Source organism: Flavobacterium panacis, assembly GCF_024649945.1.
In the GTDB taxonomy this organism is placed as follows: Bacteria; Bacteroidota; Bacteroidia; order Flavobacteriales; family Flavobacteriaceae; genus Flavobacterium; species Flavobacterium panacis.
The window spans coordinates 210,066-231,599 of the sequence record NZ_JANKMS010000002.1; the positions used below are offsets into that span (position 1 = coordinate 210,066).

The window sequence follows — 21,534 nt, forward strand, 5'->3', positions numbered from 1 at the left end:
CAAATTTTCCTAAAAGCAAAATTCGCGCCGTTTGTTTATTCACTCAAAATTACCTCAAATCGATTTCAACTTTGGCAATAATGATTTCTTTATATAACTCATCTTCTTCTTTTTTCTTGCATTGATAAAGCACTTCTTCCATGTTTTCGAATTTATCGCTGTAAACATAGTACGAAAGGCTGTTAATATTGAAAAAGAAACTAGCGTTAAAATCACCAGAATCAATGAGTTTCATAATAAACTTATCTCGCTCAACTGCGTCTGTAAATATACCCAAAACTAAGTAATACCCATTGGAAACTTCTCTAAGATTATCATAAACTTCCACTTTTACTGTTTTGTCAGCTCTTAACGGATTGTCTTTCAATTCTTGTTTCATTTCTTCCAAGGAAATTATTTTTGAATTTTCTTCTGTATTATTTTTTTTCTGTTTTTTAACCGCTTCGTCCTGATATTTTTTTAGTTTAACCAAAGCCAGTTTATCATCAAATTTTCGAGCTTCCATGCTGTAATAAGAAGCTTTGCTGATGTGTCTTTTTACTTCGATTTGTTTCTGATTGTCTAAGGAATCAATCTTTGCAATCAACAACTGATTCTGCGCATCTCCTTGCTCCTGCTCTATTTTATAACGTTTAATTTCTTCTAAAGAAAGTCTTTGCTGAATTGAAGTTACAGTATTGTTTTTTTCGCTTTCGCGGATTTTTTTCTTATACTCCTGATTCTCCTCAACTGCGATTTTTTCGACCTTGTTCATTAAACCAGCATATACTTTTCTGTTTTCTGCCAATTCCTTTTTTAATTGAGAAGACAATTCGTTTGTTTTACTGATTCCTTCAGAAGATTTTTTTTCTAATCTTTTAGATTCTTCTACATTCAAAATATCCATTCGTTTTAATTCCTTCAAATCGTTGTTCATCGAATTGACAAGCGAATCTAATTTTGCCATTAAAATATCCTGAACATTTTTATTGGCTTCTAAAACCAAACGCAGTTTTTCAACTGAGTTTTCTTTAGAACCATTCATATCATTCAAATTCACTTTCAAATCATTGATTTTTATAATTTTCTGATTCATTTCTTTCTGAACAATCAAACGGTCTTTTAAATCGTCAATTTCAACTGTTTTGGCTTTTGTTTTTTCAACCACAACTTGTTTTTCTGCCAAAGCCAGCATCAATTCTTCGCTTTCATTTGCTGGTTTTATTGCTTTGGTATTGATCGCTAATTTATTTCCAACAATCAATCCGTTTACAATTTCGGGATTTTGAGATTCTAATTGGTCAATCGTAATTCCATATTTCTTAGCGATTGAAAACTTCGTTTCTTTTGATTCTACAACATGAAAAAACGTTTCTTGATTAATCACTCGAACTCTTCCATCTAAAGTTTTTCTTTTGTTTGGAATTGAAATTGTCTGACCAATCTGCAATCCATTAATTAAAATCTCTTTATTTAAATTTTCTAAATCCTGAACCGAAACATTGTATTCTCTAGCAATACTAAACAAAGACTCTTTAGCCACAACCTGATGTGTCGTTTTTGAAGAAACAGCAACTTCTGATTTAGATACATCTGAATTTTGAGGAATTATTAATTCCTGACCTATTTGAAGTCCGTTAGCTAGAATTTCCTGATTGGCATTTTGAATGTCTACAACCGAAACATGATATTGTTTAGACAATCCAAACAATGTTTCTTTGGGTGCAACAATATGAGTCTGTTGCTTTGAATTTGTATTTTCTAAAGAATGAACTGGAATCTTTATAATTTGATTGTCTTTGATTCCATTTTGAGATTCGGGGTTGAGTTTGTAAATCTCGTCTAAAGAAACCTTGTATTTTTGGGCTATAAAATAAGCAGTTTCTCCTTTTTGAATTTGATGTTCAATTATTGCATCTTGTGCAGTTATTTTGTTAAAAGACAAAACAAAGACAAGAGAAATCATTAAAAGTTCTCTCATAAATAGTAGGTTATAAAAAATTAAGGCCTTACAAATGTAAGACCTTAATTTTAAAATATGCTACTATTCCCACTCAATTGTCGCTGGTGGTTTTGAACTAATATCGTAAACAACACGATTCACACCTTTTACTTTATTGATGATATCGTTTGACACTTTCATCAAGAAATCGTAAGGTAAATGAACCCAGTCAGCAGTCATACCATCTGTTGATTCTACAGCTCTAAGCGCTACTACTTTTTCGTAAGTACGCTCATCGCCCATAACACCAACAGAGTTTACAGGAAGCAAAATTGCTCCAGCCTGCCAAACTTTATCGTATAATCCCCAAGATTTTAATCCTTCGATGAAAACAGAATCTACATCTTGTAAAATTCTAACTTTCTCTGGAGTAATATCTCCTAAAATTCTAATTGATAATCCAGGTCCTGGGAAAGGGTGTCTTCCTAATAATTCTGGATCTATTCCTAATGAAGCTCCAACTCGTCTTACTTCGTCTTTAAAAAGCATTCTAAGTGGTTCAACAATTTTTAATTTCATGTAATCTGGCAATCCACCAACATTATGGTGCGATTTAATTGTAGCAGATGGTCCTTTTACCGAAACAGATTCGATTACGTCTGGATAAATCGTTCCTTGCGCCAACCATTTTACGTCTTCTAATAAGTGCGATTCATCATCAAAAACTTCGATAAATACACGACCAATTGTTTTACGTTTTGTTTCAGGATCACTGATTCCAGCTAATTCGCCAAGGAAACGATCTCCAGCATCAACACCTTTTACATTTAATCCCATTCCTTTGTATTGATCTAATACATTTTGGAATTCGTTTTTACGTAAAAGTCCGTTGTTAACGAAGATACAATATAAGTTTTGTCCGATTGCTTTGTTTAATAAAACTGCTGCTACAGTAGAATCTACTCCTCCAGATAAACCAAGAACTACTTTGTCGTTTCCTAGTTTTTCTTTCAATTCTGCTACCATTTCTTCTACGAAAGCATTTGGTGTAAAGTTTTGAGGAACTTCAGCGATTTTCACTAAAAAGTTCTCTAACATTTTTGCTCCTTCAGTAGAGTGGTAAACTTCTGGATGGTATTGAATTGCATAAGTAGTTTCGCCTTCAATTTTGTAAGCTGCGTATTCTACATCATGCGTACTTGCAAGTTTTACAGCATTTGTTGGAAGCGCTTTGATACTATCGCTATGGCTCATCCAAACTTGGCTATTTGGTGAAACTCCGTCAAAGAAAGTTTCATTTTCTTTAATATAAGACAAGTTAGCTCTACCGTATTCTCTTGTATTTGAAGCTGCTACTTCTCCACCGCTAAAGTGTGCTAAATATTGAGCTCCGTAACAAACAGCAAGCAAAGGCATTTTACCTCTAATTTGCGATAAATCAGGATGTGGTGCATCTTCTCCTCTAACAGAGAAAGGGCTTCCTCCTAAAATTACGGCTTTATAACTTGATAAATCACTTGGAATGTGATTGTAAGGAAAAATTTCGCAGAATATATTTAATTCGCGAACTCTACGCGCAATAAGTTGAGTATATTGCGACCCGAAATCTAAAATAAGTACGTTGTGTTGCATGCGCAAAAGTACTTTTTATATTTGAAATTGAAAAATAGGAACAATGAAAAAAAAAAAAATTTTTCATTGTTCCTATTTTAGGTTCAAAGAAACAAAGTGACAAAGGTTCAGAGGTTGATTTAAGGGACGCCAATCTTTGTAACTTTGAACCTTTGTAACTTTGTTACTCTAAAGAAAAACCATTTCCCGAAAAAACTCGTATCTAGACTAAAACCTATTTAAATTTAACTATGAAATCAAAACTTATTGCCCTGACCATTTGTCTATCCCTCTTTCTAACATCTTGTAACACTGTAGACGATTTACTATCATTTAATATTTCAAATAGTGCTTCTATTAAAATTAAAAGTTCTTCGCCAATTAATCTGCCTTCGGAAATAATCACTCCAGAGGTCACAACGAATTCTTCAGCTGAATTTGAAAACAATAAAACAAAAGCAAGTTTGGTGAAAGATGTAAAAATCAGATCTCTTAAATTATCTATTTCTGATCCATCTGATAAAACTTTTACATTTCTAAAGTCTGTTCACCTATACATTTCAACAACTAACTCCGACGAAATAGAATTGGCTTATGCAGATAATATCAACGTATCAAGCAACACAATCGATTTGGTTTGCACAGATAAAAGATTAGATCAATATATAAAAGCAGATAGTTACAAAATTAGAACACAGGTAACCTTAAAAGAAACTTTAACAAAAGATGTTACCGTAAAAGCAGATATGAAGTTTAGAGTTACTGCTGATCCATTTTAGTCAAAGGAGCAAAGGCTCAAAGCGACAAAGGTTCAAAGAAACGAAGTTTAAAACTTTGTCGCTTTGAACCTTTGTCGCTTTGTAACTAGCACTGAAAGCGCCCTACTCTTTCGTAACAACAATAGATGCTTTAAATCCTGCAGCCAGATTATCCCAATAATCACTTGTTACCATTTTTCCTTTATCATCAAACACTTGTATTTCTGCAGTATTTCCACCAAGTGTACCTATATTTAGAGCTTCGAAGTCTAATTTATTGAAACCTTGTACCAGATTAATTTTAACCTGTTGAAAACTAGCATCCAATAAAAGTCGGTCTCGAATTACCTGATCATTTGAAGATACTTTTACCAAATCACCATCGATTGCACCAAAATCACGGAATTTAACAATAAAATATTGTGATTGGGTTTTGAAATCACCCAGCGAAATATTTTTCTTCACCAAAACACCACGACCTTCCCTAAGTCCAGCATCTTTTAGTGCTTTATTTAAATCTTTTTCCATTTTGTCTACGTAACGATCCCCAGGATTGGCAAAATCAGTTTCAGTAGACATGGTAAATTTACTTTTTTCTTCTCCAATCTGAAATTTCGATTTTGGAGTTATTGTAGTATTTTCAAAAACATTTGGAGTTTTAATAGCAGGAATATCACTCACATCTGCCTGTGGATCTTTTACCTCAGGAATTGGAGTTTTTTTTGGTTTTGCGCTAAACTTGGGTGCCGGAATAGCCTTGAATTTAGAATTAAATTCGGCTTGGGCTGATACTGACAATGCAGTAAAAAATAATATGAAAAATAATATGTGCTTCATTGAATAGGTATTATCGAATCGGCTTTTATAATTAGTATAAAATCAATAGTCCAGCATCACAAAAATAATACAATTTAGTTAGGCTCGGCAACTTTAGGACTTTTATAACATTAAATTAAGCTATTTTTTGGAAACAAAAAACTTGCCAAAATTGAGTTGTCTTTCAAAAAATAAATTTCAAATTCTAAAACCGTAAATTTCAAAACCGACCTTAAAAATTACCATTTTTTAACTTCAAAACAGTTTTAGAATTTTGATTATTAACAACTTATTATTAACTTCAATACTTTATTTTACCATTTATAAAATCTCAATAAAATGGATTATATCGATTATTACAAAGCATTAGATGTTACTAAATCTGCTACCGAAGCGGAAATCAAAAAAGCATATCGAAAACTGGCTCGAAAATACCATCCTGATTTGAATCCGAATGATAAGGAAGCTGAAAAGAAGTTCAAAGAAATAAACGAAGCCAACGAAGTTTTAAGCAATCCGGAAAACCGAAAAAAATATGATAAATATGGTAAAGACTGGAAACATGCTGATGAATTTGAAAAAGCAGGTTACGATCCGAATCAGCAACAGAGCAGACAACAAAGTGGCTCTCAATATTCTGGAGGTGACTTTTCTGGTTTTGGCGGAGGTGATTTTTCTGGAAGTGATTTCTCCGATTTCTTCAATTCAATGTATGGCGGAGGAAGAAGCAGATCACAATCTAAATATAGAGGACAGGATTTTAATGCCGAACTAGAACTAGATCTTGCTGCGGCTTATACCACACACAAACAAAGTTTAACTGTTAATGGCAAAAATATTAGAATTACAATTCCAGCTGGTGTCGAAAATGGGCAGATCATAAAAATTCCAAATCATGGCGGGCCTGGCGTAAACGGCGGACCAAATGGCGATTTGTTTATTACTTTTTTGATTGCAAACAATTCCGATTTTAAGCGTGAAGGCAATAATTTATACGCCGACGCTCCTCTAGATTTGTATACAGCCATTTTAGGCGGAGAAACTCACATTAATACTTTTGATGGAAAAGTAAAAATTAAAGTTCCTGCCGAAACACAGCCAGGAACAAAAGTAAAATTGAAAGGAAAAGGATTCCCTATTTACAAAAAAGAGAATCAATTTGGCGATTTGTACATCACTTACACTATAAAAGTTCCAACAAAATTATCAGATAAAGAAAAAGAATTATTTGAGGAACTAGCAAAACTTAGAAATCATGAAAAATAACAACTTAATCCAGATCAACCAGTTTTGTTTGTATCACGAAATTGAAAACACTTTTATTACAGAACTTCATAATTACGGACTAATTCATATTATTATGCAAGAAAACGACCAATATCTAGAACCGGAACAACTTCCAACGATTGAAAAAATGATTCGAATGCATTACGATCTTAAAATCAATTTGGAAGGAATTGATGTAATCGCCAATCTTTTAAATAAAATTGAATCTTTACAAAGAAACATAAATACAATACAAAATAAGCTTCGTCTTTACGAAGAAAAAGAAACCGAATAACGTTTTAATATCACAAAAAAGCTTGATTTTCGATTTGATTTCAAGCTTTTTTTAGCTTTCGTAAAATCCATAATTCTTAAATTGCGGCATATTAATTAACCTGAATTTGCTTTTAAAACCGAACAATCAAATTCGCAAAATATAAAAAATGAAAAGAGAAAACATCTTAACCGGATCTCCATGGGAAGATAAAATGGGATACTGCCGTGCCGTAAGAATTGGCAATATTGTTGAAGTTTCTGGAACCGTTGCTATTGTCGACGGTGATAAAGTAAAAGCTGATGACGCTTATGCACAGACTTATAACATTTTAGAGCGAGTTGAAAAAGTTTTAGAAGACCTAAATGTAAGTATGAAAGATGTAATTAGAACCAGAATTTTCACTACAGACGTTTCTACTTTTGAAGAAGTGGCGAGAGCTCACGCTGCATTTTTTAAAGATGTAAAACCAACAACAGGTTTTTATGGCATCAATCAATTGGTTGCTCCAGAATATTTGGTTGAAATTGAATTTACTGCTGTAGTTCAATAATATTTTTAGCCACGAATTTCACTAATTACACTAATCTTTTACTACCCTTTACAGGATTAAAAATGATTTTTTTATTTAAAGAAGACATTAATTGGTGAAAATTGGCGAAATTCGTGGCTATATTTTTTTTTAATGAATTCTCAAAATCCAAAACAATTACTTCTCGATATTCCTAAATGGATTCTTATTTGTGTTTTAATTGGAATACTATCTGGCTCCGCTTCTGCATTTTTTTTAGTTTCTTTAGAATGGGTTACGCAATTTAGAATTGCCAATGAATGGATTATTTGGCTTTTGCCTTTTGGGGGATTTTTGGTTGGATTGAGTTATTATTATTGGGGAGAATCTGTCGTTAAAGGAAACAATTTGCTGCTTGAAGAATATGAAAGTCCCAAAAAAGTTATTCCATTTAAAATGGCTCCTTTGGTACTTTTAGGAACTTTACTTACACATTTATTTGGTGGATCTGCTGGTCGCGAGGGAACTGCAGTGCAAATGGGCGGTGCAATTGCGGACCAGTTTACAAAGATTTTCAAACTCGATAATTCTGAACGTAAAATTTTAATAATTCTCGGAATCAGCGCTGGTTTTGCTTCTGTATTTGGAACTCCTTTAGCAGGAGCAATTTTCGCTTTAGAGGTTTTGTATTTTAGCAAAATTAACATTAAAAGTATTGTTCTTTCTTTTGTAGTTGCTTATGCCGCTTATTTCACTGTAGAATTTTGGGAAATAAAACATACACATTATAGTATCCCTTTAATTCCAGAATTAAGTTTAAACAACATTATTTTCACCATTATTGTTGGAGTTTTATCTGGACTTGCTGCTTCTTTATTTGCAAGAAGTACACACTTCTGGAGTTCACTTTTTTCAAAAAACATTAAATATCCACCGCTTCGCCCGGTAATTGGCGGAATTGTTTTAGCCATTGCAATAGCTGGTTTTGGGTTTACTAAATTCTCAGGATTGGGAGTTCCCGTAATTGTTGATTCTTTTTCGAATCCCAATCAATGGTATGATTTTCTTCTCAAAATCTTGTTTACAGGTTTCACTTTAGGAGCTGGTTTTAAGGGTGGAGAAGTTACTCCGCTATTCTTTGTTGGAGCTACGTTAGGAAGTGCTTTATCACTTGTAATTCCGATGCCAATTGCTCTTCTAGCTGGAATTGGGTTTGTTGCTGTTTTCTCTGGCGCAACTCACACTCCTATTGCCTGCACCATTATGGGAATGGAATTATTTGGAATTGCTCCTGGAATATTTATCGCAATCGGATGTACAATTGCCTATTTTTCTTCAGGTTCTGTTGGCATCTATAAATCGCAAATCGTTAAAGGTGCAAAATATAAATTGTATCAAAAGTTTCACAAAAAAGAACTACAAAACTTGTAAAGTAAAATTCCAAACTGAAGTGAAATTTCAAATTCCAAAACTGAAGTAAAAATAAAATAATAAAACTCAACACTGAATACTGAGATTGTGACTGAACACTGATACTGTGACTGAATACTAAAATTATTTTCAGCATTACATTAAAAAAATGTAAATTCGCACACTATGAAAATACAAGACATTCAAGCGATTCAGTTATTACTCGCAACCCCAAAGAAAATCGTCATCATTCCGCACAGAGGACCAGATGGTGATGCAATGGGTTCTACTTTAGGATTATACCATTTTTTAATAAAAAACAATCATCAGGCAACTGTTATTGCTCCAAATGATTTTCCAGATTTTTTAGCTTGGCTTCCAGGCTCAGAAACCGTTAAGATTTTTGAAAAAGACACTCAAAACTGTACCGCTATTTTAGAAGAAGCAGAATTAATTTTCACACTTGATTTTAATGCTTTTCATCGTACAGGAGATTTGATGGAACAAACACTAAAAAAGCTAACAGTTCCGTTTATAATGATTGATCATCATCAAAAACCAGATGATTATGCAACTTATATGTATTCTGATACTTCTTTTGGATCGACTTGCGAAATGGTTTACAACTTTATCAACTACTTAAATAAAAAAGAAGATATTGATAAAACCATTGCTACTTGCATCTATACGGGGATTTTAACCGATTCAGGTTCGTTTCGTTTCCCAGGAACTACAGGAAATACGCATAGAATTATAGCCGAATTAATTGATTTGGGAGTAGAAAACACTCAGATTCCAGTTTTGTTATTCGACAATAGTTCTTTTAGCAGATTGCAGCTATTAGGTCGTGCTTTACAAAACATGAAAATTTTTGCAGAGCACAAAACTTCTTACATGACGCTTACACAAGAAGAACTTGATTCTTTTAATTATGTTAAAGGTGACACAGAAGGAATTGTTAATTATGGCTTAAGTATAAAAGATATTGTTTTTACTGCTATTTTTATCGAAAATAAAGACGAAGGTATTATCAAGATTTCTTTCCGCTCACAAGGTGGTTTTGATGTAAATCAGTTTGCAAGAGACCATTTTAACGGCGGAGGTCACAGCAATGCGGCAGGCGGAAGATCTGAAACTTCGATGGAAGAAACGGTAAAGAAATTTGAAGATTTAGTAACGAAACTAAAATTATAGCCCTATCATGAACTACCAAAAACTTACTATTTACAGCTTATTATTTGCTGTTTTGCTTATGAGCTGTAAGCATCCTGAGGAAGCCAGAAGACCTATTTCAAGGGCATCGGGAACATTCATGAAAAAATCTGCAGATCGTAATAAAAAATTGGTTGCCAATGAAGAAGATGTTATCAAAAAAATCATCAAAAGCAATCCAAAAGTAAAATATTATGCTACTCCAAAAGGATATTGGTTTTATTACGAAGAAAGAAACGAAACCGAAACTGCAACTCCAAGAAAAGGTGATATTGCTTACTTTAATATGGAAATTAAAGATATAAAGGGGACCATTATTTATTCTGATTCTGATCTTGGACCACAGACCTATTATGTAGACAAACAAGATATCATGATGGGATTACGTGACGGAATCAAAAGAATGCATAAAAATGAGACTATTACTTTCTTATTTCCTTCGCACAGTGCGTATGGTTATCACGGAGACAACAAAAAAATTGGTCCCAACGAGTCTTTAATTGTAACGGTTACACTTAGAAATTTTGTTCCAGATCCAGCGGCACAAAAAACATTGCCAGCAACACAAACTCCAAAAAACGCAACGCCAAAACCTGCTGCAACAAAACCGGCAGCAACAGCAAAAAAAGATACATTAACTCAATAAAAACAATATCTTAAAATGAAAAAGATTATTTTATTATTACTAATAGCCGTTAGCTCATTTTATTCTTGTAAAGACGATCATAGCAATCTTCCTGATGGTTTATATGCCGATATCGAAACAAACAAAGGTCATATCATTGTAGAATTAGATTACAAAAAAGCCCCAATCACTGTTGCTAACTTTGTTACTTTAGCTGAAGGAAAAAATGAATTTGTAACACACGAAAACCTAAAAAAGAAACCTTTCTTTGATGGTTTAAAATTCCACAGAGTTATTGAAAACTTTATGATTCAGACCGGCGATCCATTAGGAACTGGTTCTGGAGATACAGGTTATAAATTTAAAGATGAATTTTCAGATTTAAAATTCGACAAAGCTGGTGTTTTGGCTATGGCAAACAATGGTCCTGGAACAAACAGCAGTCAATTTTTTATTACACATGTTGAAACTCCATGGTTAGACAATAAACATACTATTTTTGGTCATGTTGTTGACGAAAAAGGACAAGAAGTAGTAAATAAAGTAGTTCAAGGAGACAACATTGTTGCTGTAACAATCATTAGAAATGGTGAAGCGGCTAAGAAATTCGATGCTGTAAAAGTATTCCATGATTACTTTGCTACTATTTCAAAAGAACAAATCAAAGCAGCTGAAGTACAAAAAGAAAAAGTAGCTTATTATGCTGCTGAAAAAGCAAAAGCAACTAAAACAACAAGCGGTTTACAATATGTAATTACCGAAAAAGCTAATGGTAAAAAACCTGTTGCTGGAACTCAGGTTTATGTTGCCTACGCTGGTTTTCTTGAAGACGGAACTTTATTTGACACAAGTAGTGAAGATGTAGCAAAACAATTTGGAAAATTTGATCCAGCTAGAGCTGAAGCAAAAGCATACCAAGCAATACCATTTACTGCAGGAAGTAAAAGCGGTTTGATTCCTGGTTTTATTGAAGGACTTGAGCAACTATCTTTTGGAGACAAGGCCATTCTTTTTATTCCAAGTCACTTAGCTTATGGAGAAACAGGCGCAGGAGGTGTAATTCCGCCTAATGCAAACATTATTTTTGAAGTTCAATTATTGGAAAAACAATAAAGAAACTTAATAATCATAGACTTAAATCTAAAAGTAATGAAGTTTAAATTATTATTTTTATTCTGCTTAGCAGTATTAAACATTCAGGCACAAACTAAAAAACCTGCTGCAAAACCAGCTACAAAAGCAAAAACGAGTACAGCGGCAAAAACTGTTGCTAAACCAAATGCTACAAATCCGAATGAAGGGATTTTTGCAACAATTTCTACTTCAAAAGGTGACATTGTAGTATCTTTAGAATACACAAAAGCTCCTGTAACAGTGGCTAACTTTATCACTTTAGTTGAAGGAAAAAATCCTTATGTAAAAGTAGAGCGTCTAAAAGGAAAACCATTTTATGATGGTCTAAAATTCCATAGAGTAATCAACGATTTTATGATTCAGGGTGGAGATCCACAAGGAACTGGTGCAGGAGATCCTGGATACTCTTTTAAAGATGAATTTGTACAAGAGTTAAAGTTTGAAAAAGGTGGTGTTTTAGCAATGGCTAATTCTGGTCCAGCAACAAACGGAAGTCAATTCTTCATTACCCACAAAGACACTCCATGGTTGAATGGAAAACATACTATTTTTGGGCATGTAGTTTCAGGAATGGACAATGTAAACAAAATTGTTCAGGATGATATTATGACTAAAATTACCATTACACGTAAAGGCGTTGCAGCGAAAAAATTTGACGCTGTAAAAGTTTTTATTAATGAAATGAAACAAGGTGAATTAAAAAAAGAAGAAGCTAAAAAAGTGGTTACTGCTAAAGCGGCTTATTTTGCTGCAACAAAAGCCAAAGCAACTGCAACTCCATCTGGTTTAAAATATTTTGTTACTAAAAAAGGAACTGGTGTAAAAGGTGCTGAAGGATCTAATATCTATTTTCACTATGCAGGATATTTTGAAGATGGAAATTTATTTGATAGCAGTATATCTGAAGTAGCAAAAGCTTACGGAAAATACGATGCCAATAGAGATGCACAAGGCGGTTATAAAGCATTTCCGTTTGCAGTTGGTAAAAAAGACGGAATGATTCCTGGTTTTATTGAAGCTCTGGATATGATGACAGATGGTGAAAAAGCTATTTTCTTCTTGCCTTCAAATTTAGCTTATGGAGAAAAAGGTGCAGGCGGTGTAATTCCACCAAACTCAACTTTAATTTTCGAAATCGAAACTTATCAAAATCAGCCTAAATAAGTAGAAGACAAAAATTCTATTTTTTATAAAATTTCAAACCATCAAAATTCATTTTTTGATGGTTTTTTCTTTTTAAAACATCCTATCTTTTTTAGATAATTCTTAATTCAGGACTTAAAAATTCAATTTTATTATGATTAAATCAATATTCTCAACATAGTACGATAAAATCACAAACAAAATAACTTACCTTTGCCGGCTTGAATTTTTAAAACAAATAAATTATGACGTCACAAAATAATGTATTAAAAGGTGTTTTTCTGGTTGCTTTAGGAGCAACAACATACGGAATGCTGGCTACTTTTGTAAAAATGGCTTACTCTGAAGGATATACAACTGCAGAAGTTACGACATCACAATTTATTTATGGTATTACTGGTATTCTGTTAATCAACCTTTTTCAGAGGATAAAAAACAAGAATCAAACTCAAAAAGCAACATCTAAAAATATTTTCAGCTTAATGCTTGCTGGAACTTCTTTAGGAATGACCAGCTTATTTTACTATCTGGCTGTAAAATATATTCCTGTTTCTATTGGTATCGTTTTACTAATGCAGACGGTTTGGATGGGCGTTTTACTTGAAATGATTTTAGAGAAAAAGCTACCCTCAAAACAAAAAGTTATTGCTGTCTTCATAGTTCTTTTTGGAACCGTTTTAGCAACAAACCTTATCAATAATGACATCACACTGGATTGGAGAGGTCTACTTTGGGGAATTTTAGCTGCTGCTTCTTTTACAACAACGATGTTTACTGCAAATCGTGTTGCAACCGAAATCTCGTCGGCACAAAGAAGTCTTTATATGCTTTTAGGTGGCTCAATTATTGTTTTTTCTTTTGCTTTTGCGACTCAGGAAACAGCCTTTAATCTTGAGATTTTCTTGAAATGGGGAATTGTATTATCCTTGTTCGGAACTATAATTCCACCTCTTTTAATGACAGCCGGATTTCCACTAACAGGTATTGGACTAGGAAGTATCGTTTCTGCACTTGAATTACCAGTATCGGTTATGATGGCTTTTGTGTTATTAAACGAAAAAGTAATCTTATCTCAATGGATTGGAATTGTGTTAATTATACTTGCCGTAGTTATTATGAATGTCAATTTAAAGACAAAAAAATAGCCTAAAATAACGACTTTCAAAAAAAGAAGATCTGTAATGCAATAATTGTTAATTTTTTTATAAATTCGTGATAAACAATTATATATCATGATTTTACCTTGGCATTTATATTTAATGGCTTTGCTTTATATTCTTGCTGGAATTAATCATTTTAGAAAACCAGGAATGTATATTAAAATCATTCCGCCTGTATTTAAAAACCCCAAATTAATAAATATTTTAAGTGGTGCTGCCGAAATTATTTTAGGCGTCCTTCTAACCCTGCCTTTTACCAAAAGTTTTGCTGCCTGGGGAATTATCGCTTTATTAATTGCCATATTTCCTGCAAACTTGTATATGTTTCAAAATAAAAAAGCGGGTTTTGGTTTACCAAGATGGATTTTATTTGTACGTTTGCCCTTACAATTTGTTTTGATTTATTGGGCTTACCAATATATATTCTAACATTAACCAATTAAATTATTTTATTATGAAAAAATTATTTGCAGAGTTTTTTGGAACTTACTGGCTTGTTTTTGGAGGTTGCGGAAGTGCTATATTTGCTGCCGGATATCCTGAATTAGGTATCGGATTTGCAGGAGTTGCATTGGCCTTTGGTTTAACCGTTTTAACAATGGCTTATGCTGTTGGTCATATTTCTGGCGGACATTTTAATCCAGCTGTATCAATTGGTTTATGGGCCGGAGGAAGATTCTCTGCTAAAGATCTTATTCCGTATATTATTGCACAATGTATTGGTGCTATTGCTGCAGCAGGAACTTTATACACTATCGCTTCTGGAAAAGCAGGTTTTGTAATTGATAGTACTAAAGCGGGAGCCTTTGCTTCAAATGGTTTTGGGTCATTTTCTCCTGATGGTTATTCTTTACAAGCATGTTTTATTGCTGAAGTTGTTCTTACTTTATTTTTCCTTTTAATAATTCTAGGCGCTACAGATAAATTTGCAAGTACACCTTTCTGTGGAGTAGCTATTGGTTTAGGATTAACACTAATTCACTTAATCAGTATTCCGATTACAAATACGTCTGTAAATCCTGCCAGATCACTATCACAAGCCATTTTTGTTGGTGGAGGGCCTTTATCGCAAGTCTGGTTGTTTTGGGTAGCTCCTATTCTGGGTGCTTTAGCTGCTGGTTTCCTTTATAAAACCTTATTGCAAAATCATGCAGAGGCATAATTAAATTCACATCAAAAAATATAGAAAAGGTCTTAGAATTCTAATTTTCTAAGACCTTTTTTATATTAAATCATTTTCATCTAAAACAATATTCAACTAAAAAACCAACAACTAAAACGATATAGTTTTATCAAATTACTTATTTTTGAATAAAATGATTATCGTATTATGAATGAGATTATTTCCTATTTCAGTACAATTCCATCTTCTCACAGAAGTTTAATTCTTGTTGGCGGAATTACCATTTTCTGGTTGATTGAAAACACATTTCCTCTATTCCGAATGCAATACAAAAAATGGCCGCATGCTGGAATAAATTTCTTTTTTACATTCACCACGATTGTAGTCAATTTTATTCTGGCTTTCATTTTAATAAAAACTGCAAGCTGGACAACAGAAAATCATTTTGGTATCTTACAATGGCTTCCTGCAATGCCCATTTGGCTTTATATGATAATCGGTTTATTGCTTTTAGATTTAATTGGTGCTTATCTCGCTCATTTTGTACAACATAAATTTAAATTTCTCTGGCAATTTCACTTAGTGCATCATACCGATACTTGGATTGATACTACGACAGCCAACAGACATCATCCAGGTGAAAGTATTATTCGATTTATTTTTACCACTTTAGGAGTCTTAATTGTCGGTTCTCCAATGTGGATGGTTTTTCTATATCAATCCTTATCAGTTGTAGCTTCACAGTTTAATCATGCTAATATTTCGCTTCCCAAAAAACTAGATACTTTCTTGAGTTATTTTATTGTTTCTCCTAATATGCATAAAGTCCATCACCACTATGTATTGCCTTATACAGACAGTAACTATGGAAATATTTTTTCGGTTTGGGACAGACTTTTTGGCACTTTTACTTATTTACCTAAAGAACAACTTGTTTATGGTGTAGATAGCCATATGGAGCCTAAAGAAAACAACGAATTGAAGAATCTGCTAAAAATACCATTTCAAAAATCACGATCTTTCAAAAACAGTTAAAATCAGTAAAAAAAGTAGACTTTACTGAACCAACGTATTATTTTTTTTTTTAATATTGATACAGAAATTGAAAATCAATCTATTAATAATTAACACCCTATTTTGAATTAATTTTCACGAGATGAAAAAGAGTAGCCGCAAAGAATTGACTTGGGAGCAAACCGAAAAACTTGTTTCGTTAGCTTTAGAAGAAAAAAATCCATTTGAAATTATAAAAAAAGAATATGGATTAGCAGAAAAAGAAGTTCTGGAAATCATGAAAAAGAAAATGCCTCTTGAGAAATTTGAGATGTGGAAAAAGAAGGCAATTGCTAACAAACCGAAACCAAAACCAGTAAAAATAGATGATTTTGATGAAGATTTGGATGGAAAGTATTATATAAAAAATAAATTCGACTAAGATTTAAAGCTCTTGTTTTCAAGAGCTTTTTTTTATTTTTTAATTTAATGTAATTTTTTAGTAACTTTTCGATACTTTTTGTTACAAATACAATTAACTAAACATAAACAAATGAAGAAAATACTTTACACCTTAGCTCTGGCGGTAACCTTTTGGAGCTGTAAAACAGGGAGCACAGGAGCCGCAAAAAGCAATACGGTAGAAGTGAACATCAATCTAACAGACGTTAAAGACGATAAGGTTTTGGTGACTGTTACTCCACCAGCCATTAAAACAGACGAAATAGTTTACAGTATTCCTAAAACTGTTCCTGGTACGTATTCTACAGATAACTACGGAAAATATTCAGATGATTTCAAAGCGTTTGACGCTAAAGGAAATCCTCTTACGGTAAAAAGAATCGATGATAATTCCTGGTCTATTTCGAATGCCAAAACATTAAAAAAAATCACTTATTTAGTAAACGATACTTTCGACACTGAAAAAGGAACTGGATTCGGAAATGACGATATATTCTCACCTGCAGGAACAAACATCAATGCGGGCAAAAACTTCATGGTAAACACACATGGTTTTGTAGGTTATTTTCAAGACAAATTAGATATTCCTTATAAAGTTACCATCACGCATCCTGAAACACTTTGGGGAGCTACTTCTATGACTGACGAAGATTCAAGTAATACTTCAGATGTTTTTAAAACTTCTCGTTATGCTGTTTTAGTAGAAAATCCGATTATGTATGCTAAACCGGATTACACTACATTTAATGTAAACGGAATGGATATTTTGATTGCTGTTTACTCTCCAACTGGAAAATATACCGCAGAAAGCATTACTCCAGAAATGAAAACGATGATGACGGCACAGAAAAACTTTTTAGGAAAAGTAAATTCAACTAAAAAATACAGTGTTTTAGTGTACCTATCAAGTATGGAAAAAGATGATGCTCATGGTTTTGGTGCCTTAGAACATCCAACAGCAACAACAGTGGTTTTACCTGAAACTATGCCTAAAGAAAAATTAGTAGAAACAATGAAAGATGTTGTTTCTCACGAGTTTTTCCACATCGTTACACCATTGACTATTCACTCAAAAGAAATTCAGTTTTTTGATTATAACGCACCGAAAATGTCTGAGCATTTATGGATGTACGAAGGTGTTACCGAATATTTTGCCAATCTTTTCCAAATCAACCAAGGTTTGATTGATGAAGCAGAATTCTACACTCGTATTGCTGATAAAATTGAGCAGTCTAAACAATTGAATGATACGATGTCATTTACTGTAATGAGTAAAAATGTATTAGAGCAGCCATATAAAGACCAATACTTAAACGTATATCAAAAAGGAGCGCTAATCGGAATGTGTATTGACATCATCATTAGAGAAAAAAGCAATGGAGAAAGAGGTATTTTAGATTTAATGCATAAATTATCTGATGAATACGGTGTTGAAAAACCATTTAACGATGATGAACTTTTTGCAAAAATTACTTCTTTAACTTATCCAGAAGTGGGTGAATTCCTAAACAAATATGTAGCAGGAACAACTCCAATTCCTTACGATTTCTATCTGGCAAAAGTTGGTGTAGCGAAAGCAACTACAAAAAAACCAGGAAATCCGTTTATTAAAGGACAAATGCCATATATCACTATTGATAAAGCAACAAAAGAAATTGCCGTTCGTCCTGAAGTTGAAACAGAATTTTTCAAAAATTTAAACCTAAAAGCTGGTGATAAGATTTTAACTGTAAACAACAAATCATATAATTTAGATAATATTTATGATTTGATTACAGAAAGTGAAAACTGGAAAGAAAATGACCCGATTACTTTAAAAATTAAACGTGGTACTAAAGAAGAAACGATTAAAGGAACTGTAAAATTACCATATGAAGAAGCTGAAACTTTTACCGTAACAGATCCTTCAAAAGAGAAACTTAAAAATGCATGGTTAAAAGGATAATTTCTTTTAATTCAATAAAAAAACCGACAAGTGATTGTCGGTTTTTTTTATGTTTTGTGCTTAGTTATTTCTTAACTGGAAACTTCCAATCAAATTCATCTTTATCATTGATGATTGCTCCTATTTCGAATTTTACAACCTCATCAAACTCCGTTTGCAAAATAAACCAATTGTCTTCGTTGAAATAGTTCTCAAATGTATCAAAAGTTTCCTGATTGTATTTTGTGATTCCTTTAGTAGCCAGATCTTTCTTGACATCAGCAATTTTTCTTCCGATTAATTTGAATCCGAAAACTTCTAGATCATTGCTTGATGCTACAAGATATCCCAATTTTAAATCTTCTTCTTGATAAAAAGTCAGTCTGATTTTATGAGCATTGTACACAAAAATCACATTGTCGTCTTCGTCTTTATAATTTTTATCAGGTTTTCCTAAAGCAGCTGTTACATCATTCTGCTTCATTCCGAAAAGCAGTTTATCAATTCCTGATTTTAGATTTATTTTCATATTTTGTTTTTATTTGAAGTTCAAATTTCGTGAAGTTTTTGGTTTTTCGCCACGAATTGCACGAATTTCTCTAATTTTCTTTTTTAAATTTCATTTTTAACAGTGTCTTTATTTGCCATGCAACTCCAAGAACAACTCCAATTGCTCCTCCGGCATAACTAAAACTATGCATTTCTGAAGCTGCAATTAAATTTTTTACATTGTTAATTTTAAGAGGAAAGCAACAATGCTCTTCTAAGTTTGAAAAACCAAAAAAACCATAGCACAACCCTAATAAACCTGTAAATATAGTTACAGCTAACATTATTAGAATTGCACGACTAATACTTTTGATCATCGCTTTTGCATCTGATGAAAATAAACCAACAAAAGCAAAAAGTAGTCCAGCATATAAACCAATCCACCAAACTGTCCATACTCCTATTATTGAAGCTGTCAATCTTGGTGTATCTCTGCCATATTCTACAAAGCCGAATCTTTCAAAAAATACTTCTTTAAAAAGTTCATCTGAAATTGTATATGTGAATTGATTATGTAAAATACCAAAAAATGAAGCAATTACAATACTTAAGAAGATACTACAAACAAAAACAAGTGCCTTTTTCATCTCATATTTATGATAAATGAAACTTACTCATTCATTTCATCATAACGTTCGGGAACTTGCGGATCATAAAGCGGACATTTGAATTCTTCCATGATATCAACTAGTTTGTTCATGGTTTTTCCTTCTGTTCCGTAGCAGTCAATTTTTATACTTTGAGGTGTAGTAATAACCTGGAAAGCGCCTTTCCCTTTTGGATTTTTCCAGCTGTTTTCATCCACTCTTTCCCAATCTGAAAAGACTGAATTAATTCTGTTTACGATTACTTCAACCTGAAGAACAGCCAGACCTTCTACTTCTTCTTTTTCAAGCAGCGCTTCATAAACTTCTTGATTATTAAGGTAGATTTCGTCCAGATATTTCCAAAAAAGTAATTCGTACATAGTAAATTATTTTTAAACTATATAAGTGATATAAGTTCATATTAAAAGTACTAAAAAAAATACTAAACTGAACTTATATCACTTATATGGTTAATTTATTTTAGTAATTGAATATGCCGTATTCGCTGGTAATAGTAAGTTTCTTTTCTTCTGAAGCTTCTACTCTACCTACAATCTGAGCATCAACATTGAATGATTTTGAAATTTCAATAATATCCTGAGCAATATTTTCAGGAACATAAAGCTCCATTCTGTGACCACAGTTGAAAACCTGATACATTTCTTTCCAATCTGTTTTGGATTGTTCTTGAATTAATTTGAACAATGGCGGTACTGGAAATAAATTGTCTTTTATAACGTGTAAATCTTTTACGAAATGCAAAATTTTAGTTTGTGCACCACCACTGCAGTGTACCATTCCGTGAATATTTTCTGGAGTGTATTTATCTAAAATTTTCTTGATAATCGGCGCGTAAGTTCTGGTTGGAGAAAGCACTAATTGTCCAGCGTTTATTGGACTATTCTCTACTTCATCAGTTAAATTAACTTGTCCAGAATAAATTAATTCTTCTGGAACTGCAGCATCGTAACTTTCTGGGTATTTTTTAGCCAAGTATTTTCCGAAAACATCATGACGAGCCGATGTTAATCCGTTACTTCCCATTCCACCGTTATAACTTTTCTCGTAAGTTGCTTGTCCGAAAGAAGCCAAACCAACAATTACGTCACCTGCTTTAATATTTGCATTGTCTACCACATCAGAACGTTTCATACGTGCTGTTACGGTAGAATCTACTATAATAGTACGAACAACATCTCCAACATCTGCAGTTTCTCCTCCTGTTGAATGAATGGTAACTCCAAACGATTTCAACTCGTTAATTAATTCTTCTGTTCCGTTGATGATTGCCGAAATAACTTCAGCTGGAATTAAGTTTTTATTTCTTCCAATTGTTGAAGAAAGCAAAATATTATCGGTTGCGCCAACACATAATAAATCGTCAATATTCATGATTAAGGCATCCTGAGCAATTCCTTTCCATACTGAAAGATCTCCGGTTTCTTTCCAATACATATAAGCTAAAGAAGATTTTGTCCCCGCTCCGTCTGCGTGCATAATAAGGCAATGCTCACCGTCTTGAGTTAAATAATCTGGAACAATTTTACAGAAAGCCTGTGGAAATAAACCTTTATCAATATTTTTTATGGCGTTGTGTACGTCTTCCTTTGATGCCGAAACACCTCTTTGCGCGTACCTTTTGCTAGAATCTGAACTCATGAAAATTAGTTTGTGTTGATGTGGTGCAAAGATAATCCCTTTTTTTAATTCTTTGATTGATTCTTATATCTGTTTCAAAAAAAAATCGGCTGAATGGTTTCTTCTGCCGATTTCCCTAAATAAAATTGGTTATGAAGCTTTTGGCTTGCTATTTTTATCATTTCAAAAGAAGACTAATCTCGTTTTAAAACAATTGATCTTATACACAAAATCATATTCAAAATTAGAAAACTAATCGAAACCGGAGCCAATCAGAAAGATTTAATTTTCAACAACTTATCACCTTTTCGACAAACTGTAGGACTATCTCGATAAACTTCAAAACACAAAAAAAATAAAAGGAAGAAATTACTTCTTTTTTATATTTTTCCATTGTATAAAAACATTAAAAAAGCC

General features: G+C 32.8%; 22 protein-coding genes. 15 read left to right on the plus strand and 7 right to left on the minus strand.

From position 1 onward, the window contains the following. Positions 1-49: 49 nt before the first annotated feature. Both NQQ59_RS05840 and guaA read right to left on the minus strand, forming a co-directional pair. On the minus strand, positions 50-1,960 hold the full coding sequence (locus tag NQQ59_RS05840) for a lytic transglycosylase (RefSeq protein WP_144214716.1): 1,911 nt from the start codon (positions 1,958-1,960) through the stop codon (positions 50-52). A 63-nt stretch (positions 1,961-2,023) separates the two neighbouring features. After that, positions 2,024-3,553, minus strand: a complete 1,530-nt coding sequence (gene guaA, locus NQQ59_RS05845; RefSeq protein ID WP_144214717.1) for a glutamine-hydrolyzing GMP synthase — start codon at positions 3,551-3,553, stop codon at positions 2,024-2,026. A 230-nt stretch (positions 3,554-3,783) separates the two neighbouring features. Between guaA and NQQ59_RS05850 the strand changes: the two genes are divergently transcribed. Further along, positions 3,784-4,311, plus strand: coding sequence for a hypothetical protein (locus NQQ59_RS05850; protein ID WP_144214718.1), 528 nt, complete (start codon positions 3,784-3,786; stop codon positions 4,309-4,311). 102 nt (positions 4,312-4,413) lie between these two features. On the opposite strand, the gene NQQ59_RS05855 is transcribed toward NQQ59_RS05850, so the two are convergent. Then, positions 4,414-5,127, minus strand: a complete 714-nt coding sequence (locus NQQ59_RS05855; RefSeq protein WP_144214719.1) for a hypothetical protein — start codon at positions 5,125-5,127, stop codon at positions 4,414-4,416. Positions 5,128-5,445: 318 nt separating this feature from the next. On the opposite strand from NQQ59_RS05855, the gene NQQ59_RS05860 reads away from it, so the two are divergent. From NQQ59_RS05860 to NQQ59_RS05925, 14 genes are all read left to right on the plus strand, one after another. Next, positions 5,446-6,372 (plus strand): DnaJ C-terminal domain-containing protein, encoded by a 927-nt coding sequence (locus tag NQQ59_RS05860; RefSeq protein ID WP_144214720.1) that lies wholly within the window; start codon positions 5,446-5,448, stop codon positions 6,370-6,372. Beyond that, positions 6,362-6,667, plus strand: a complete 306-nt coding sequence (locus NQQ59_RS05865) for a chaperone modulator CbpM (RefSeq protein ID WP_144214721.1) — start codon at positions 6,362-6,364, stop codon at positions 6,665-6,667. Before NQQ59_RS05860 ends, NQQ59_RS05865 begins: the two co-directional genes overlap by 11 nt. A 148-nt stretch (positions 6,668-6,815) precedes the next feature. Continuing rightward, complete coding sequence (locus NQQ59_RS05870; protein ID WP_144214722.1) at positions 6,816-7,199, plus strand: RidA family protein; 384 nt, start codon at positions 6,816-6,818, stop codon at positions 7,197-7,199. Between the two features lie 132 nt (positions 7,200-7,331). Continuing rightward, positions 7,332-8,588 (plus strand): voltage-gated chloride channel family protein, encoded by a 1,257-nt coding sequence (locus NQQ59_RS05875; protein ID WP_144214723.1) that lies wholly within the window; start codon positions 7,332-7,334, stop codon positions 8,586-8,588. Positions 8,589-8,753: 165 nt separating this feature from the next. Next, positions 8,754-9,761 (plus strand): DHH family phosphoesterase, encoded by a 1,008-nt coding sequence (locus tag NQQ59_RS05880; protein WP_144214724.1) that lies wholly within the window; start codon positions 8,754-8,756, stop codon positions 9,759-9,761. Between the two features lie 7 nt (positions 9,762-9,768). Next, entirely contained in the window at positions 9,769-10,425 is a 657-nt protein-coding gene (gene gldI / locus NQQ59_RS05885; RefSeq protein WP_144214725.1) for a gliding motility-associated peptidyl-prolyl isomerase GldI, read from the plus strand. Between the two features lie 15 nt (positions 10,426-10,440). Continuing rightward, on the plus strand, positions 10,441-11,517 hold the full coding sequence (locus NQQ59_RS05890) for a peptidylprolyl isomerase (protein ID WP_144214726.1): 1,077 nt from the start codon (positions 10,441-10,443) through the stop codon (positions 11,515-11,517). A gap of 36 nt (positions 11,518-11,553) precedes the next feature. Continuing rightward, positions 11,554-12,702 carry a peptidylprolyl isomerase gene (locus tag NQQ59_RS05895; protein WP_144214727.1) on the plus strand — a complete coding sequence of 383 codons (1,149 nt, stop codon included), beginning with the start codon at positions 11,554-11,556 and terminating at the stop codon, positions 12,700-12,702. Between the two features lie 224 nt (positions 12,703-12,926). Next, the gene (locus NQQ59_RS05900; RefSeq protein WP_144214728.1) at positions 12,927-13,826 is read left to right on the plus strand and encodes an EamA family transporter; all 900 of its coding nucleotides are present in this window, start codon (positions 12,927-12,929) and stop codon (positions 13,824-13,826) included. An 87-nt stretch (positions 13,827-13,913) separates the two neighbouring features. Further along, the gene (locus NQQ59_RS05905; protein WP_144214729.1) at positions 13,914-14,270 is read left to right on the plus strand and encodes a DoxX family protein; all 357 of its coding nucleotides are present in this window, start codon (positions 13,914-13,916) and stop codon (positions 14,268-14,270) included. Between the two features lie 25 nt (positions 14,271-14,295). Next, positions 14,296-15,003 (plus strand): aquaporin Z, encoded by a 708-nt coding sequence (gene aqpZ, locus NQQ59_RS05910; RefSeq protein ID WP_144214730.1) that lies wholly within the window; start codon positions 14,296-14,298, stop codon positions 15,001-15,003. Positions 15,004-15,171: 168 nt separating this feature from the next. Then, the gene (locus NQQ59_RS05915; protein ID WP_144214731.1) at positions 15,172-15,999 is read left to right on the plus strand and encodes a sterol desaturase family protein; all 828 of its coding nucleotides are present in this window, start codon (positions 15,172-15,174) and stop codon (positions 15,997-15,999) included. A 121-nt stretch (positions 16,000-16,120) separates the two neighbouring features. Next, positions 16,121-16,399 carry a DUF2805 domain-containing protein gene (locus NQQ59_RS05920; protein ID WP_144214732.1) on the plus strand — a complete coding sequence of 93 codons (279 nt, stop codon included), beginning with the start codon at positions 16,121-16,123 and terminating at the stop codon, positions 16,397-16,399. A gap of 111 nt (positions 16,400-16,510) precedes the next feature. Then, complete coding sequence (locus NQQ59_RS05925) at positions 16,511-18,364, plus strand: M61 family metallopeptidase (protein WP_144214733.1); 1,854 nt, start codon at positions 16,511-16,513, stop codon at positions 18,362-18,364. A gap of 64 nt (positions 18,365-18,428) precedes the next feature. On the opposite strand, the gene NQQ59_RS05930 is transcribed toward NQQ59_RS05925, so the two are convergent. The 4 genes from NQQ59_RS05930 to NQQ59_RS05945 all read right to left on the minus strand — a co-directional run bounded on the left by NQQ59_RS05930 (position 18,429) and on the right by NQQ59_RS05945 (position 21,138). Beyond that, positions 18,429-18,872 carry a hypothetical protein gene (locus NQQ59_RS05930; protein WP_144214734.1) on the minus strand — a complete coding sequence of 148 codons (444 nt, stop codon included), beginning with the start codon at positions 18,870-18,872 and terminating at the stop codon, positions 18,429-18,431. A 70-nt stretch (positions 18,873-18,942) separates the two neighbouring features. After that, positions 18,943-19,479, minus strand: coding sequence for a hypothetical protein (locus NQQ59_RS05935; protein WP_144214735.1), 537 nt, complete (start codon positions 19,477-19,479; stop codon positions 18,943-18,945). A gap of 23 nt (positions 19,480-19,502) precedes the next feature. Continuing rightward, positions 19,503-19,859, minus strand: coding sequence for a hypothetical protein (locus tag NQQ59_RS05940; protein WP_144214736.1), 357 nt, complete (start codon positions 19,857-19,859; stop codon positions 19,503-19,505). 100 nt (positions 19,860-19,959) lie between these two features. Next, complete coding sequence (locus NQQ59_RS05945; protein WP_144214737.1) at positions 19,960-21,138, minus strand: AIR synthase related protein; 1,179 nt, start codon at positions 21,136-21,138, stop codon at positions 19,960-19,962. Between the last annotated feature and the right edge of the window lie 396 nt (positions 21,139-21,534).

What these genes read in the sequence shown, in the direction of transcription:
- NQQ59_RS05850 (WP_144214718.1), top strand. Translation starts at nt 3,784, where the DNA reads ATGAAATCAAAACTTATTGCCCTGACCATTTGTCTATCCCTCTTTCTA.
- NQQ59_RS05905 (WP_144214729.1), top strand. Translation starts at nt 13,914, where the DNA reads ATGATTTTACCTTGGCATTTATATTTAATGGCTTTGCTTTATATTCTT.
- NQQ59_RS05915 (WP_144214731.1), top strand. Translation starts at nt 15,172, where the DNA reads ATGAATGAGATTATTTCCTATTTCAGTACAATTCCATCTTCTCACAGA.
- NQQ59_RS05930 (WP_144214734.1), bottom strand. Translation starts at nt 18,872, where the DNA reads ATGAAAATAAATCTAAAATCAGGAATTGATAAACTGCTTTTCGGAATG.
- NQQ59_RS05875 (WP_144214723.1), top strand. Translation starts at nt 7,332, where the DNA reads ATGAATTCTCAAAATCCAAAACAATTACTTCTCGATATTCCTAAATGG.
- NQQ59_RS05870 (WP_144214722.1), top strand. Translation starts at nt 6,816, where the DNA reads ATGAAAAGAGAAAACATCTTAACCGGATCTCCATGGGAAGATAAAATG.
- NQQ59_RS05860 (WP_144214720.1), top strand. Translation starts at nt 5,446, where the DNA reads ATGGATTATATCGATTATTACAAAGCATTAGATGTTACTAAATCTGCT.
- aqpZ (WP_144214730.1), top strand. Translation starts at nt 14,296, where the DNA reads ATGAAAAAATTATTTGCAGAGTTTTTTGGAACTTACTGGCTTGTTTTT.
- NQQ59_RS05880 (WP_144214724.1), top strand. Translation starts at nt 8,754, where the DNA reads ATGAAAATACAAGACATTCAAGCGATTCAGTTATTACTCGCAACCCCA.
- NQQ59_RS05935 (WP_144214735.1), bottom strand. Translation starts at nt 19,479, where the DNA reads ATGAAAAAGGCACTTGTTTTTGTTTGTAGTATCTTCTTAAGTATTGTA.
- NQQ59_RS05900 (WP_144214728.1), top strand. Translation starts at nt 12,927, where the DNA reads ATGACGTCACAAAATAATGTATTAAAAGGTGTTTTTCTGGTTGCTTTA.
- NQQ59_RS05865 (WP_144214721.1), top strand. Translation starts at nt 6,362, where the DNA reads ATGAAAAATAACAACTTAATCCAGATCAACCAGTTTTGTTTGTATCAC.
- NQQ59_RS05925 (WP_144214733.1), top strand. Translation starts at nt 16,511, where the DNA reads ATGAAGAAAATACTTTACACCTTAGCTCTGGCGGTAACCTTTTGGAGC.
- NQQ59_RS05920 (WP_144214732.1), top strand. Translation starts at nt 16,121, where the DNA reads ATGAAAAAGAGTAGCCGCAAAGAATTGACTTGGGAGCAAACCGAAAAA.
- NQQ59_RS05945 (WP_144214737.1), bottom strand. Translation starts at nt 21,138, where the DNA reads ATGAGTTCAGATTCTAGCAAAAGGTACGCGCAAAGAGGTGTTTCGGCA.
- guaA (WP_144214717.1), bottom strand. Translation starts at nt 3,553, where the DNA reads ATGCAACACAACGTACTTATTTTAGATTTCGGGTCGCAATATACTCAA.
- NQQ59_RS05940 (WP_144214736.1), bottom strand. Translation starts at nt 19,859, where the DNA reads ATGTACGAATTACTTTTTTGGAAATATCTGGACGAAATCTACCTTAAT.
- NQQ59_RS05895 (WP_144214727.1), top strand. Translation starts at nt 11,554, where the DNA reads ATGAAGTTTAAATTATTATTTTTATTCTGCTTAGCAGTATTAAACATT.
- NQQ59_RS05855 (WP_144214719.1), bottom strand. Translation starts at nt 5,127, where the DNA reads ATGAAGCACATATTATTTTTCATATTATTTTTTACTGCATTGTCAGTA.
- NQQ59_RS05890 (WP_144214726.1), top strand. Translation starts at nt 10,441, where the DNA reads ATGAAAAAGATTATTTTATTATTACTAATAGCCGTTAGCTCATTTTAT.
- gldI (WP_144214725.1), top strand. Translation starts at nt 9,769, where the DNA reads ATGAACTACCAAAAACTTACTATTTACAGCTTATTATTTGCTGTTTTG.
- NQQ59_RS05840 (WP_144214716.1), bottom strand. Translation starts at nt 1,960, where the DNA reads ATGAGAGAACTTTTAATGATTTCTCTTGTCTTTGTTTTGTCTTTTAAC.